Source organism: Martelella radicis (genome assembly GCF_014196625.1).
Taxonomy (GTDB): Bacteria; Pseudomonadota; Alphaproteobacteria; order Rhizobiales; family Rhizobiaceae; genus Martelella; species Martelella radicis.
The window spans coordinates 1-14,515 of the sequence record NZ_JACIDZ010000002.1; the positions used below are offsets into that span (position 1 = coordinate 1).

The following is a 14,515-nucleotide window of genomic DNA, read 5'->3' on the forward strand; positions in this document are numbered from 1 at the left end:
GAGGAACTTGACCACAACCGCAGATCCGAAACATACCTAGCAGGCGGGTCAATTCTAGGTGGAAACGCCGGGTCAGTTCTCAGTGGCAATCAACAGCCAGAAGAATCGCTGAAGCGAGAGTTAGCATACGGCTGCCAAAATCGGCCGAGTGAAACGCAGTGTAACGAGTGAAACGCTTCCAGAATAACTATTTGAAATCATTGGAGCGGGTAACGGGAATCGAACCCGTGCGTTCAGCTTGGGAAGCTGACAGGCTACCATTACATCATACCCGCGGATGGCCCGATGGCGATGAATACCACCGCCGCCGGCTTTCCGGCAAGCCGAAAAACGCGGCGGCGGGACAGGGCGCATCGGTCAGGATCCGCCTTATCGCCTCTTGGCTGCCGCGCCGACCGGGCGCCCTGCATCGGCGCATCGGCATGCCGACAAACAGGAAACCGCTTTTCCGCGCGAAGCACTGGGGGTTGACGGTTGGCGCCGCGTGGCTAAATCTGTGCCTGCCGATCGCAACCGGGCCGACCTGCAGGGCTGGCCATTGGCGCGTTTTCAGGGTGAAAGCTCTCACAAGACAGCCTGCGCGACGGCAAACCCGGTGCCGGGCCCCTCTGGCGAGAGTTTGACGGCGCTCTCGTGATGTCGGCACCGCCCGCAAATTAGCCGGCGGACATGTTCATCATGCTTCACATTTCCTGCGTCGGATCGCATGTGCAAGGCCCATGCGTATCCACCCGTTACCGTATTTCCGCGATGGCGGAGAGACGGTCATGATCTCCACCCTTTCCTATTTCAAATGGGCCTTCATCGTCACCGTCTTCGGGCTCCTGGGCAGCGCGGCCTATGGTTATTTCAGCTTTGGCCCGCGCGGCGCCGTGACCTTCCTGTTCATCACGGCCGTGCTTGCCGTTCTCGAAATCTCGCTTTCCTTTGACAATGCGGTCGTCAATGCCAACAAGCTGAAGGCGATGAGCCATGCCTGGCAGCGACGTTTCTTGACCTGGGGCATTCTGATCGCCGTCTTCGGCATGCGGCTCATCTTCCCGCTGGTCATCGTGGCGCTTGCCGCGAAGATCGGCCCGATCGATGCGGTTCACCTCGCCTTTGCCGAGCCGCGCGCCTATGCCGACATCATGCACCACGCACACCTGTCGATCGCCGCCTTTGGCGGCACCTTCCTTCTGATGGTCGGCCTCACCTATTTCTTCGATCGCGACAAGGACGTGCATTGGCTGCCCTGGCTGGAGGAGCCGATGGCGCGCTCGGCCTCCATCAAGGGCATCGAGATCGGCGTCGCGCTCATTCTGGTGCTGATCTTCTCCGGGCTTGTGGCGGAAGAGCGCTCGGAAGATTTCCTCTATCCCGCGCTTTACGGCCTGATCACCTTTCTCGGCGTCGAGATCCTCAGCGGTTTCCTTGATGCCAGCCAAGCGAAGGCGGCAAAGACCGCGGCTCAGGGCGGGCTCGGCGCCTTCGTCTATCTTGAGGTGCTGGACGCGAGCTTTTCCTTCGACGGCGTGGTCGGCGCCTTTGCACTCACCAAGAACCTTCTGGTGATCGCCATCGGTCTCGGCATCGGTGCCATGTATGTGCGCTCGCTGACGATCCTTCTCGTCGACCGGAAGACGCTGTCGCATTTCCGGTTTCTCGAACATGGCGCCTTCTATGCCATCCTGGTGCTGGCGGTTATCATGTTCGCCCAGACCCTTGTTCATATCCCGGAAGCCGTGACCGGCATGATCGGCGCAGGGCTGATCGGGCTCTCACTCTGGTCGTCGCTGCGTTGGCGCAAATCGGAGCGGATGAGACAGGCACACTGATCCTAAAGGAAAGCGGCGCCCCTCACTCGGCAGCGGCCTTGTGGAAGATCGCGATCTGGTTGAGAAAGGCGCGCAGCAAGGCCGGTTTCAATGGCTTGTGCTGGACGACGATATCCTCCTCCTCCGCCAGATCGCGCACATCCTGCGTGCGGTCGGCGGTCATGAGCAGGGCCGGAATATGGCGCTGGTAGTGTTCGCGCAGATCAACGACGGCACGCACGCCGCTTCCGCCATTGTCGAGATGATAGTCGGCGATGATGACGTCGGGCATGATATCGAGCGCGCCGGCGGCCTCGGCGCTGCGGGCAACATGCACATCCGCGCCCCAGCCGCCGAGAAGAACCCGCATGCCTTCCAGAATGGCCTCCTCATTGTCGATGCACAGCACCTTGAGACCGGCAATCGCGTGGCCGGGCAGACGGCTTGCCGGCTTCGCCGCCTGCGGCGCGGTCTCGCTCGCGGCGTCTGCCAGCGGCACGGTCAGCCGGAACACGGTGCCCTCGCCCGGCGCGGAGGACAGCGCGACGGGATGTTCCAGCATGCGGGCAAGCCGGTCAACGATCGACAGGCCGAGACCGAGCCCCTGAGCGGCGCGCGCGCCCTCGTCCAGCCGGGTGAACTCCTTGAACACGCTTTCCGCCTTCGAGGCAGGAATGCCGATCCCGGTATCATGCACCTCGATGACCGCCTGGTTGCCATGGCGGCGCACGCCGACCAGCACCTTACCGGTGATCGTGTACTTGATCGCGTTCGACACCAGGTTCTGCACCAGACGCCTGAGGGCGTGGGCATCCGAGCGCACCTTGAGCGACGATTTGACCACGGTGAAATCCAGCCCGCGCTCATCGGCAAGCGGACGGAAGTCGGTTTCGACCCGCTTCAGCATTTCGCCAAGGTTCACCGCGGCAAAATGCGGCTTCATCGCCCCTGCATCGAGCCGGGAGATATCGAGCACCGCGCCCAGAATATCTTCGACCGATTGCAGCGCGGAATCGATCTTCTCGGCAAAGGCGCGCTCCTCGCCATCGGCCGGCATGCGCTCGCCGAGCGCCGTCGCGTAAAGCCGCGCGGCATTGAGTGGCTGCAGGATGTCGTGGCCTGCGGCGGCGAAGAAGCGCGTCTTGCCGATATTGGCCTCGTCGGCGGCCGCGCGCGCAACGCGCAGCGCTTTGTTGACCTCGGTCAGTTCAGCCGTGCGTGCGGCGACGCGCTGTTCCAGCGTCTCGTTGGCCTGCTTGAGCGCGAGATCGGCCTCCACCCGCCGGGTGATGTCGGTGAAGGTGACGACCATGCCGGCTTCGGGCATGGCGCGCGACTGCACCTCGATGATCCGCCGCCCCTTGTCGAGCACCATCGGGAAGGCGCTTTCATGCGCCCGCAGCCGCCTGAGGGCCTCGCGCGCCTCGTCGCCGGTGAGATCGCCGCGCGAGGAAAGCCGGCCCATGATGTTGATCAACGGATAGCCCACCTGGCCGACCTCTTCCGGCAGGTCGAGCAGCGCGCGGAACCGTTTGTTCCAGACGGTGAGCCGGTTGGAGGCATCAAACACCGCAATGCCCTGATCGATCTGGGCGAGAGCGGTCTGCAGCAGGCCCTGATTATATTGCAGCGCCTCGCTTGCCTGATCGAGCAGGAAGGCGGCATCGCCGGAGGCGGCTTCGGCGCGCTGCAGCACCAGCGACAGGACGAGCCGTGCCGAGGACGAGCCGATGGCGCTGCCGAGCAATTGTTCGGAAAAGTGAATGAGCGCCATGTCCGCCTGCTCGTCATCGCCCATGCGCCGGCCGGCATTGCGCTCGAATGTGGCGAAGGAGCGCGCCGTGCGTTCCGTGCCGAGATAGCCGTTCAGCGTCTCGCGCAGCATACCGACGGAAACGCCCGTGCCGATACCGCGCGCGGTTGACTGCCAGCGGGCCTGGCGCTTGACGAAGATGCCGGACTGGATGCGCTCCAGCGGACGCGCCTGGCGGCTGAGCGAGCCGAGAACGAGGCCGGCGACATTGATCAGCAGCGATAGGCAGGTGACGTTCAGGAGAATATCGGCACCCGGGCCGACGAAGAGTCCGGTTCCCGGAATGATGAAGTTCATCACTTCGCCGGCGATCGCCGAATGGTCCGGCCCGCCAAGGCTCGGCACGAACAGCAGATAGACCCAGGTGAGAAAGCCGAGCGACAGGCCGAGAATGGCGCCGCGCGCATTGGCATTGCGCCAGACAAGCCCGATGAACAGCGCCGGCGCCACCTGGGCGATCGCAGCGAAGGCCAGAAGGCCGATGGAGAACAGGCCCCGATCGCTGTCGATATGGCGGTAATAGGCATAGCCGAGCAGCATGACGCCGAGGATCGAGGCGCGGCGGATATTGAGCAGCAGTGAATAGAAATCCTGGCGGTGGGTGCCGCCGGCAATCATCCGCCGCCTGAGCAGGATGGGGTTGACGATGTCGTTCGACAGCATGATCGCCAGCGCCACCGAGGCGACGATGACCATCGCCGTAGCCGCCGAAAAGCCGCCGAGGAAGGTGACGAGCGAAATCAACGGCTGGCCATGGGTAAGCGGCAGTTGCAGGACGTAGAGGTCCGGATCGACGCCGGGTCCGAGCGTCATCGCGCCGCCGATCGCGACCGGCAGCACCAGAAGGTTGATCGCGATCAGATAGGCGGGAAACAGGAAACGGGCGAGGCTGAGTTCGCCCTCGGTGCGGTTTTCAACAACGGTGACGTGAAACTGGCGCGGCAGAAGCAGGATGGCGAAGGCCGACAGCACGGTGAGCAGCACCCAGCGGCTCATCGGCGTCTCGTAGGTGAGCGCCGCCGCGGCCGCCGCATTTTCCCGGGCGGCGGCGAGAAGATCGGCCGGACCGTTATAGAGCGCGAACAGCACGAACAGGCCGACGGAACCGAAGGCCACCAGCTTGACCACCGATTCCATGGCAATCGCCAGGATCAGCCCGTCCTGATGCTCTGTCGCGTCCGTGTGGCGGGTGCCGAAGACGATGGCGAAGCTTGCGAGCGCCAATGTGACGGCAAGCGGCAGGCCGACGCCGAAGGCCGCGCCGACGGAGGGCGGATCGATCGTGCCGCCGACCATGACGGCAACCGAATCCGAAACCGCCTTCAATTGCAGCGCGATATAGGGAATGGCGGCGGCCAGCGAGATCAACGCAACGAGACCCGCGACCATCGGGTTCTTGCCATAGCGGGCGGCAAGGAAATCGGCCGCCGAGGTCAGCTTTTCCGATTTCGCCAGCGACACGATGCGCCGGACCACCGGCATGCCGATGGTGAAAACCAGAATGGGCCCGATATAGATGCCGAGGAACTCGAGCCCACGCGTCGCGGCAAGACCGACGCCGCCGAAATAGGTCCAGGAGGTGCAATAGACGGCAAGCGAGAGCGCATAGACGAAGTTGCGGCCGGAACGCGGCGCGAGCTCGCGCTTTGCCCGCCGGTCGCCATAGCTCGCCACGGCAAACAGCAGCATGATGTAAAGCAGCGCCGCCAACAAGATCAGCCAGCCCGGCAGCATGAAACGCCTCCCTTCGCGAGCTTCTCCACCATAGGCTATCGGCGACCGGTTTCAAATGCGACTGTCGCAGCAGATGCCATCACAAAAAACAATGATTTCGTTCCTGAATTTGATGGAATGCAGGCCGTTCTCCGCATTAAAACGGATTGAGCACGGAGAACCGCATGACACTCACGAAAAGCCTCAGCCTCAGGGCACAGGACGCGCCGGAAAGCGGCATTGTCGAAATCATCAATTACGGCCGCGACCGCGACAGGCTTCTGCCGCTCTGGGCGGGTGAAGGCGACCTGCCGACGCCGCAGTTCATCCGTGATGCGGCCAAGGCGGCGCTCGACAATGGCGAGACCTTCTATACCCATCAGCGCGGCATCCCGCCGCTGCGCGCCGCGATAGCCGACTACTACGCCCGCCATTTCGGCGCGAAGCTTTCGCCGGAACATGTCTATGTCACCGGCTCCGGCATGCATGCGATCAAGATCATGGTCGAGGCGATGACGGAGCCCGGCGACGAGGCAATCTATTTCACCCCCGCCTGGCCGAATATTGCCGCCGCGCTTGGCGTTTCCGGCGCGCAGAAGGTCGGCGTGCCGCTGGAATTTTCCGATGGCCGCTGGAACCTCGATCCGGCCCGCGTGGAAGCGGCGATCACCGACAAGACGCGGATGATCTTCGTCAACACGCCGGCCAATCCCACCGGCTGGACGGCGAGCCTTGAGGACCTCTCAGCGCTGCTTGATATCGCGCGCCGCCACGGCATCTGGATCCTCGCCGACGAGATCTACGCGCTCTATCACTTCGCCGGCGGTCGCGCGCCCTCCTTCCTCGATATCAGGCAAGACGGCGACCGGATCGTGTTCATCAATTCCTTTTCCAAGAACTGGTCGATGACCGGCTGGCGCGTGGGCTGGCTGGTCGCTCCGCCGGAACTCGGCGACACGATCGAAAATCTGGTGCAGTACACGACCTCGGGCGTTGCCCAGTTCATGCAGCAGGGCGCGCTGGCCGCGATCCGTGACGGCGACCATGTGATTGCCGAGAACTACGAGCGGGCGCGGGTCGGGCGCGATATTTTCTGCGATCGGCTGCTTGCCACCAACCGGGTGGAGACGCTGAAGCCCGACGGCGCGCTCTACGCCTTCCTCAAGGTCGACGGGCTGACCGACAGCCGCAAGGCCGCGCTCGACATCGTCGACAAGACCGGCGTCGGCCTCGCGCCCGGCTCCGCCTTCGGGCCGGGCGGCGAACCGTTCCTCCGGGCCTGTTTCCTGCGCAATGCCGGCCAGCTGGAAGACGCGGCCGAGCGTCTGGCGGATTATATCGGCAGGCTTTAGGGGCATTCTGGGCCGGAGAGGCCATGATAGTCTTGCCATCCTCCCAGCATTCTCCCCCCTTGAGGGGGAGAGGGGGGTGAAGCCAGCACGATAAGGACGCTGTGCCAGAGGCGAGGGTTCATACCCCCCTCTGTCGCTTTCGCGACATCTCCCCCTCAAGGGGGGAGATAAATTGGGGCGGAAACACGGGATACAAACCCCATACCTTCGTCGCCAGTCACACCCTCATCGCTCACCCACGATACCCGACCAGCGGCAGGAAAATCTCGTCGACCACCTCTTCGATCGCCTGTTCGCTGGCGGGTTCCAGCGTCATCATCATCTCATTGCGCAAAAGATCGACCGGCAGCGAGATGACGCGCGGGCGAAAGGCCCGGTCCTCGATCTCTCCGCGCGCGATCGCCCGGCTGAGCAGCACTTCCATGACGTGTTGCTCGCGTGAGACGATCTGCGTCTTGAGCTTGGCCGGACTTGAATTGGTCTCGCGAAAGAAATCGTTGAGCTCCACCGAGATCAACGCGCCGAGTCGCGTGCGCCTTTCGACGATATGGCGCAGGAGGCCCATCACATCTTCGCGCAGATTGCCGGTGTCAGGGATTTCCAGCGGATGGGCGGCGAGGTGATGGCGCATGGCGGCGACCGTCAGCTCGGCCGCATTGGGCCAGCGCCGGTAGAGGACAGGACGGCTGGTGCCGGCGCGCTTGGCCACGGCCTCCATGGTCATGCCCCCATAGCCGACCTCCACCAGCGTGTCGAAGGCGGCCTCGAGGATCGCTGATTCCAGCGCCTCGCCACGCCTGCGTTCGGATTTCTGACCTGTCATTTCAACCTCAATAAGAAACACACGTGAACCCTGTTGACAGGATGCGCCTCAAATATTAGATACATCAATGTATCCTAATTGACAATGTCGCCCAAGAGACATTTCAGCGGGACCACAATTTTCAGCCGCCCAGACGGCTTTTATTATCAGGAAAAAATCATGAGTAGTTCAACCGATCAGGATGTTTCGGTCGAGCCGTCCCCGACGGCCGCCGAAAATGATGTCACCATTGTTCCGCCGAAGCGCCGCCGGCCGGGCCGGTTTGTCCTGATGGCTTCCGTGCCGGTGTTGCTTGCCGCCGTCGGCGGCTATGTCTATGTCACCGGCGGCCGGGTCGTTTCCACCGAGAACGCCTATATCAGCCAGGATCAGGTCCGGATCGTGCCGCAGGTCAGCGGCGAAATCACCACGGTCGGCGCAGACGAGAACGACCGGATTGCCAGGGGCAGCCTTCTCTTTGCCATCGATGACACGACCTATGTGAACGCCGTCGACCAGGCAACGGCAGCCGTCGCCTCGGCAAGACTTGGCGTCGAGAAGCTGAAATCCGACTATCTGAAGGCCGAGGCCCAGCTTGATACCGCAAGAGAAGCGCGCGAGATCGCACGCACGCGCGAGACCCGCCAGAAGACGCTTCTCGGCCAGGGCGCCGTCAGCCAGACCGCGCTTGATGAGGCCGACCTGACGCTGAAGACCGCCGAGGGCGCCGTTGTCAGCGCCCGGCAGGACGTCGCCAGCGCCAAGGCCGCCCTCGGCGGCGATCCCGACATCGAAACCGACAGGCACCCGGATGTGATGGCGGCTCTTGCCCGCCTTTCGGCAGCGGAAATCAACCTCAAGCGCACAAGGGTCACCGCGCCCGCCGATGGCATCGTCACCCAGACGACCTCGCTGAGGCCGGGCCAGTATGTCTCCACCGCATCCAGCGTGCTCACCCTCGTCGAAACCGGCTCGACGGTGATCGAGGCGAATTTCAAGGAGACCGACCTGGCCCATATGCGGGCCGGACAGCCCGTCGAAATCACGATCGACGCCTATCCCGACGCCCCCATCAAGGGCACGGTCGAAAGCATTGGCGCGGGCACCGGCTCGGCCTTTTCGCTGATCCCGGCGCAGAATGCCAGCGGCAACTGGGTCAAGGTTGTCCAGCGCGTACCCGTTCGCATCGCCCTCGATATCAACGACCGAACGCCGCCGCTGCGCATCGGCATGAGCGCGACCGTCGGCGTTGATACCGGGCATGCCCGCGGCCTGCCGCGCTTCGTTTCAAACGGGCTTGCCGCAATCGGTTTCGGAGAGACGGCGATCGCCGCAGATGGTGAGCAAAATGAGTGACGCCACCGCCGAACCGGTGGACATGCTCAACATTCCCTACAAGGGACTGTTGTCGATCTCCATCATGCTGGCGACCATCATGCAGGTGCTGGACACCACGATCGCCAATGTCGCGCTGCCCTCCATGCGCGGCTCGCTCGGCGCGAGCCAGGACCAGATCACCTGGGTCCTGACCTCCTATATCGTCGCCTCGGCAATCATCACCCCGGTCACCGGCTGGCTCTCCGATCGCTTCGGCCTGAGGCAGATCTTCATCGTCTCGGCGGCGGGTTTCGTCGTTGCCTCCATGGCCTGCGGCATGGCCTCCAGCCTCAATGAAATGGTCGCCTTCCGCGTGTTGCAGGGCCTGTTCGGCGCCTGCCTCGTGCCGCTTTCGCAAACCGTACTGCTCGACATCAATCCGCGCGAACGCCACGGCCAGGCCATGGCCATCTGGGGCATGGGCGTCATGCTCGGCCCGATCATCGGCCCGACACTCGGCGGCTGGCTGACGGAAAACTGGGGCTGGCGCTATGTCTTCTACGTCAACCTGCCGGTCGGCATTCTCGCGATCATCGGCATGATAGCGTTCCTGCCGAAAACCCCGCCGAAGGTCCGCCGCTTCGATTTCTTTGGCTTTGCCATGCTGGCAATCGCCATCGGGGCGCTGCAGATGGTGCTCGACCGCGGCCAGGCGGAGAACTGGTTCCAGTCGACGGAGATCTGGATCGAGACCGGCCTGTTCATCTCCGGTCTCTGGGTATTCGGCATCCATATCCGCAACGCCCGCGACCCGTTCATCTCGCTTCACGTGCTGAAGGACAAGAACCTGCTGACGGCGCTTGCGCTCAGCGCGCTCGTCGGCGCCATGGTGCTCGGCGGCTCGGCGCTCCTGCCGGCGATGCTGCAGGACGTGCTCGGCTATACCGCCAGCCGCTCCGGCCTGATCATGGCCCCGCGCGGCTTCGGAACGATGGTCGCGATGATGATCTATGGCCGGCTTTCAAACCGGATCGACAGCCGCATCGCCATCCTGCTCGGCCTGTCGCTGACAGCCTGGTCCATGCACATGATGACGGGCTTTTCCGTCGACATGGGCGAGCAGCCGATCATCATGACGGGCATCATCCAGGGCTTTGGCCTTGGTCTGGTCTTCGTGCCGCTGTCGACGCTTGCCTATGCGACGCTTGAATCGCGCTTCCGCGCGGAAGCCGCCGGCGTCTTCAACCTCGTGCGCAATATCGGCTCCAGCGTCGGCATCTCGCTGCTTTCCACTGTGCTTGCCTGGAACATCGCCACCAACCGCACGGAGATGACGGCGAAACTCGTCGAGGACGGGCCCCGCCTTGCCGATATCGCGGAGAAGACAGGCTTCGGTCATCAGATCCTGGTCTTCCTGGTCAATTCGGAGATCAGCCTGCAGGCCGCGATGATCTCCTACCTGGACGACTTCAAGCTGATGATGATCGTAACCATCGCGCTGATGCCGTTGGTGCTTGTCATGCGCAAGCCGGGCGCCATGAAGGTTTCACCGCCACCTGCCGACGCCGGACACTGATGTCCGGCACCATTGCCAAAATCTAGAGCTTGACGCGGCCCTTCACCAGCTGGTCTTCCCAGGCGAGCGCATGGCGGACGATGGTTGTCAGGTCGTCATACTTCGGCTCCCAGCCGAGGATTTCGCGCACGCGGGCGGAATCGGCGACCAGTGCGGGCGGATCACCGGGACGGCGCTCGGCCATGTCGACGCGGAAATCGACGCCGGAGACCCGCTTGATCGCGTCAACCACTTCCAGCACCGAAAAGCCGTGGCCATAGCCGCAATTGGCAACGAAATTCTCGCCGCCGTTCAGAAGATGCATCAGCGCCTTCACATGGGCGTCGATCAGGTCGGTGACGTGGATATAGTCCCTGAGGCAGGTGCCGTCCGGCGTCGGATAATCCGTGCCAAAGATCTGCATGCGGTTGCGTCGCCCGGTCGCGGCCTGGGCGGCAATCTCGATCAGATGGGTCGCATGTTCGCGGGTCTCGCCGGTGCGGCCTTCGGGATCGGCGCCGGCGACATTGAAATAGCGCAGCGCCGCATATTTCAGGCCATAGGCGGCGGCACTGTCGCGCAGCATCACCTCGGTCATCAGCTTTGACCAGCCATAGGGCGAAACCGGCTGCAGGTTTTGCTCCTCATCCAACAGATCGACGCCGGGCTCGCCGTAAACGGCGGCCGTCGAGGAAAACAGGAAGGCCTCGACCTTGGAGGCGACCGCCGCCTCGATCAGGGCCCGCGATTTGACCGTGTTGTTTTCGTAATAGGTCAGCGGGTCCGAGACCGAGTCGGAGACCACGATGGAGCCGGCGAAATGGGCGATGGCGTTGATCTTCTCATCCGCGATCAGTTTCGAGACCAGCTTCCTGTCGGCAATATCGCCCTCGACCAGCTTGGCCTTCTCCGGGATCAGTTCGCGGTGGCCGGTCGACAGATCATCGATCACCACGACGTCTTCGCCACGGTCGACCAGCGCATGTGCCATGTGGCTACCGACATAGCCGGCGCCGCCTGTTACGAGTATTGCCATATCTTCAATCTCCTGTTCAGCACGCAAAGTGCCCCGAAATCATTGTTTGCCTAAAATCCGACCGGCGCGACAGAGAATGCAAGAGAAAGCGGCTGATTGGAAGGCACATGGTAGGGCTCGTGCACCGGCGAACCCCAGCTGTCATCCCCGCCGACGCCCATTTGCCGCGCCGCAATCGTCACCACCGTCTTGGTCACCGGCGGCAGATGCTCCGGCCGCTCGGCTGTTTCAAGCTCCATCGTGCCATGCGGCAGCGCATTGAATTCAAACGGCGCGCCTTCGGCAAGAAAGCGCAAGCCCCTGCCGTTGTCGTCCGTCACCTCGGCAAAGCGCGTGCCCATCCGGTTGCCGCATTCCTGCGGCACGGAATAGGGCGACAGATTGCCAATGACGGAGCGCTCGAAAATGCCGAGGCGGGCGCCGCGGCACCGGTCGGCATAGTTTTCCTCCGGCCCGAGCCCGTAATAGCGGAAGCGATCGAAGGCCGGCGGAAGCGTGAACTGGAGGCCGAAGATCGGCAGATCCGGCAACCCCTCGCCGCCGGGGAAATCGGCTTTCACATGGATCAGTCCATCGCGCCCGACCCGGTATGAAACCTCCGGCATGACCGGGACGCCCGGAAGCGGAAAGCGATACCGCACCACCGGCTCGTCGCCGTTCATATCAAAGTCGACAGGACCGCGTTTCGCATGGAGGCTCGCCGTTTGCCAGATCGCATGGTCAAAGCCGTGATTACGGCCGCGATCATTGTCGGTCATCGCCCGCCAGAAGGTGAGGCGCGGCGGACGATGCATCAGCTCGATGCCGCCGGCCTTCAGCGACGTCATGCCGCCGAAGATTTCTGAAAACAGCGCAAAATATCCCGGCGTCTCGACGCCGAGATGAAGATCGCCGCGTACCAACCTCAGCGGCACCGGTGCAGGCATGGCGGGCTCGCCTTCGATCATGAAGACATGTTCACCGAAAGCCATTTCGTGGCCGGCATCGGCCCATGCCGTCCTCTGCTTCAGGCAAAGCGAGGCCTGCACCGCATATTCGCCGGCGGCCAGGTCGCCGGGCAGTTCGAGCGGCAGCGTCGCCGTATCGCCGGCCGCAATCTCCGGCTCCATGGCGGTTGAGAAAACCTCGACGCCATCCTTCAGCAGCCGGATTTTGAGCAGAAGAGTGGCGGAGGAAACGAACAGGTTCCTGTTGCGGATGGTGACCGCATCGCGCGCCGGCGTGATGTCGAATGGCTGGTAAAGCGCCCGCACCTCCTGCACTTTCGGCGTTTCCTGCCGCCAGGCCGTGACGATGCCATCGGTGCAGAACGTATAGTCGGAGGGGCGATCATCGAAATCGCCGCCAAGGCCGAGCCGGCGATCGCTCACGCCGTCGCCGAGCGCCAGCGCCTGGTCGATATAGTCCCAGATGAAGCCGCCCTGATATTGCGGATAGCGGTCGACGAGATCGGTATAGAGATGCATGCCGCCGCAGGAATTGCCCATGGCGTGGGTGTATTCGCACAGAATAAACGGCTTTTGCGGGTCGTCCTTCAGCCATGCCTCGACATCCTGCGGCAGCGCGTACATGCGGCTTTCCATATCCGATGTGCCGTCAAAGCGCCGGTCGTGGAAAACGCCTTCGTAATGGACGAGCCGCGAGGGATCGCGGTCGCGAAACCAGTTCGACATGTCGAAGATGACGCTGCCGCCAAAACTTTCATTGCCGCAGGACCAGATCAGGATCGAGGCATGATTCTTGTCGCGCTCAAGCATGGAGCGGGCGCGGTCGATGACGGCGGCGCGCCAATTGGCCCGGTCGCCGGGCACGACCCAGCTCGGCTCCACAGCGCCATCCTTCTGCCAGGAGCCGTGGCTTTCCAGATTGGCCTCGTCAATGACGTAAAGTCCGTATTCGTCGCACAGCCGGTAGAAGGCCGACTGGTTAGGATAGTGGCTGGTCCGCACGGCATTGATGTTGTTGCGCTTGAAGAAGCGCACGTCGAAGAGCATGTCCTCATAGGTCACGGCCCGGCCCCGCAGCGGGTTGAATTCGTGCCGGTTGACGCCGTTGAAGACGATGCGCTTTCCGTTCAGATGCATGACGCGGTCGATGATCTCGAAGCGGCGGAAGCCGACGCGCTCGGGAATGAATTCGACGGTCTGGCCGTCTTCATCGATCAGGGTGATGGAGAGGTCATAGAGGTTCGGCGCTTCCGCGGTCCAGAGAAGCGGGTTCGCGATGTCGAAGACAAGGTCCATTCCCGATGTGGCGTCAAAACGCTGTGGTGCGACAACCGCTTGGCCATTCCCTCCGGAAAGCGCCACCTCGACTGCAGCGCCTTCCCCCTGAACGGCAAGCTTCATCCGCAACCTCAGCTTCGCCGAGGCATAATCATCGGCGAGATCGGTGGTGACGAACAGGTCTTCCAGATGGAGGCCGGGCTGCTGTTCCAGCCAGACATCGCGGAAAATGCCGGTCAGGCGCCAGAAGTCCTGGTCCTCGATCCAGCTGGCCGAGGAGCGCTGGAACACCTGCACCGCCAGTCGGTTTGCCCCCTCCTCCACAAGGTCGGTCACGTCAAAACGGGCCGGCGTGAAACTGTCTTCGCTATAGCCGAGAAACTGACCGTTGAACCAGACAAAGAAGGCCGTCTCGACCCCGTCGAAGGTGAGGACCACCCGGCCGGTTCCGGCGCGCTTTTCGAAGGTGAAATCCCGCAGATAGGAGCCGACCAGATTGGCCTCCGGCACTTGCGGCGGGCGCAGCGCCTCGATCCCGTCCCAGGGATATTGCGTATTCACATATTGGTTCTCGCCAAAGCCCTGAAGCTGCATGTATCCGGGCACGTCGATCCTGTCCCAGTCCGCAAAGTCGAAATCGCGGACGTGAAAGCCGTCCGGGCGGTCGGCAACGCATCCTGCCAGACTGAACGCCCAGCGGCCGGAAAGGCTCTGGCGAAATGGGTTTTCCTCGCCCTTCGCCGCCGTCTCCAAGGACGGCCAGGCAATGTGATCGGAAACGGGATCAAGGCGGTTGACCGCGAAGATTTCAGGATCGGAAAGCCAATCGATACGCGGCTTTATGGGCATTTTCGGTCTTTCTCGGTCTTCGCGCGTCATGGCCGGCGGCAAAGGTCGCCGGTTTCA

Annotated in this window: 8 protein-coding genes and 1 tRNA gene; 4 read left to right on the forward strand and 5 right to left on the reverse strand. The window is 62.9% G+C overall.

Annotated elements, in window-relative coordinates:
- Positions 1–201: 201 nt before the first annotated feature.
- Positions 202–275 (reverse strand) — tRNA-Gly (locus tag GGR30_RS03590).
- A 492-nt stretch (positions 276–767) separates the two neighbouring features.
- Here GGR30_RS03590 and GGR30_RS03595 point away from each other — a divergent pair.
- A complete protein-coding gene (locus GGR30_RS03595) occupies positions 768–1,817 on the forward strand; it encodes a DUF475 domain-containing protein (RefSeq protein ID WP_183482674.1) in 1,050 nt (349 codons plus the stop codon).
- Positions 1,818–1,839: 22 nt separating this feature from the next.
- On the opposite strand, the gene GGR30_RS03600 is transcribed toward GGR30_RS03595, so the two are convergent.
- On the reverse strand, positions 1,840–5,343 hold the full coding sequence (locus tag GGR30_RS03600) for a PAS-domain containing protein (protein ID WP_183482676.1): 3,504 nt from the start codon (positions 5,341–5,343) through the stop codon (positions 1,840–1,842).
- Positions 5,344–5,507: 164 nt separating this feature from the next.
- On the opposite strand from GGR30_RS03600, the gene GGR30_RS03605 reads away from it, so the two are divergent.
- Positions 5,508–6,674: a pyridoxal phosphate-dependent aminotransferase gene (locus GGR30_RS03605; RefSeq protein WP_183482677.1), complete on the forward strand. Its 1,167-nt coding sequence runs from the start codon at positions 5,508–5,510 to the stop codon at positions 6,672–6,674.
- 232 nt (positions 6,675–6,906) lie between these two features.
- Here GGR30_RS03605 and GGR30_RS03610 read toward each other — a convergent pair whose 3' ends face one another.
- Positions 6,907–7,497, reverse strand: coding sequence for a TetR/AcrR family transcriptional regulator (locus tag GGR30_RS03610; RefSeq protein ID WP_183482679.1), 591 nt, complete (start codon positions 7,495–7,497; stop codon positions 6,907–6,909).
- 159 nt (positions 7,498–7,656) lie between these two features.
- On the opposite strand from GGR30_RS03610, the gene GGR30_RS03615 reads away from it, so the two are divergent.
- Together GGR30_RS03615 and GGR30_RS03620 are read left to right on the forward strand one after the other, a co-directional pair.
- The gene (locus GGR30_RS03615; protein ID WP_183482681.1) at positions 7,657–8,832 is read left to right on the forward strand and encodes an HlyD family secretion protein; all 1,176 of its coding nucleotides are present in this window, start codon (positions 7,657–7,659) and stop codon (positions 8,830–8,832) included.
- Positions 8,825–10,369 carry a DHA2 family efflux MFS transporter permease subunit gene (locus tag GGR30_RS03620; RefSeq protein ID WP_183482683.1) on the forward strand — a complete coding sequence of 515 codons (1,545 nt, stop codon included), beginning with the start codon at positions 8,825–8,827 and terminating at the stop codon, positions 10,367–10,369. Before GGR30_RS03615 ends, GGR30_RS03620 begins: the two co-directional genes overlap by 8 nt.
- 22 nt (positions 10,370–10,391) lie before the next feature.
- Here the strand turns inward: GGR30_RS03620 and galE are convergent, their stop codons facing one another.
- Positions 10,392–11,384, reverse strand: a complete 993-nt coding sequence (gene galE, locus GGR30_RS03625; RefSeq protein ID WP_183482685.1) for a UDP-glucose 4-epimerase GalE — start codon at positions 11,382–11,384, stop codon at positions 10,392–10,394.
- Between the two features lie 50 nt (positions 11,385–11,434).
- On the reverse strand, positions 11,435–14,458 hold the full coding sequence (lacZ, locus tag GGR30_RS03630; protein WP_183482687.1) for a beta-galactosidase, LacZ type: 3,024 nt from the start codon (positions 14,456–14,458) through the stop codon (positions 11,435–11,437).
- Positions 14,459–14,515 lie beyond the last annotated feature (57 nt).

Excerpts from the sequence above, each read along its gene's own strand:
- galE (WP_183482685.1), bottom strand. The coding sequence starts at position 11,384 with ATGGCAATACTCGTAACAGGCGGCGCCGGCTATGTCGGTAGCCACATG.
- GGR30_RS03610 (WP_183482679.1), bottom strand. The coding sequence starts at position 7,497 with ATGACAGGTCAGAAATCCGAACGCAGGCGTGGCGAGGCGCTGGAATCA.
- GGR30_RS03595 (WP_183482674.1), top strand. The coding sequence starts at position 768 with ATGATCTCCACCCTTTCCTATTTCAAATGGGCCTTCATCGTCACCGTC.
- GGR30_RS03605 (WP_183482677.1), top strand. The coding sequence starts at position 5,508 with ATGACACTCACGAAAAGCCTCAGCCTCAGGGCACAGGACGCGCCGGAA.
- GGR30_RS03615 (WP_183482681.1), top strand. The coding sequence starts at position 7,657 with ATGAGTAGTTCAACCGATCAGGATGTTTCGGTCGAGCCGTCCCCGACG.
- lacZ (WP_183482687.1), bottom strand. The coding sequence starts at position 14,458 with ATGCCCATAAAGCCGCGTATCGATTGGCTTTCCGATCCTGAAATCTTC.
- GGR30_RS03620 (WP_183482683.1), top strand. The coding sequence starts at position 8,825 with ATGAGTGACGCCACCGCCGAACCGGTGGACATGCTCAACATTCCCTAC.
- GGR30_RS03600 (WP_183482676.1), bottom strand. The coding sequence starts at position 5,343 with ATGCTGCCGGGCTGGCTGATCTTGTTGGCGGCGCTGCTTTACATCATG.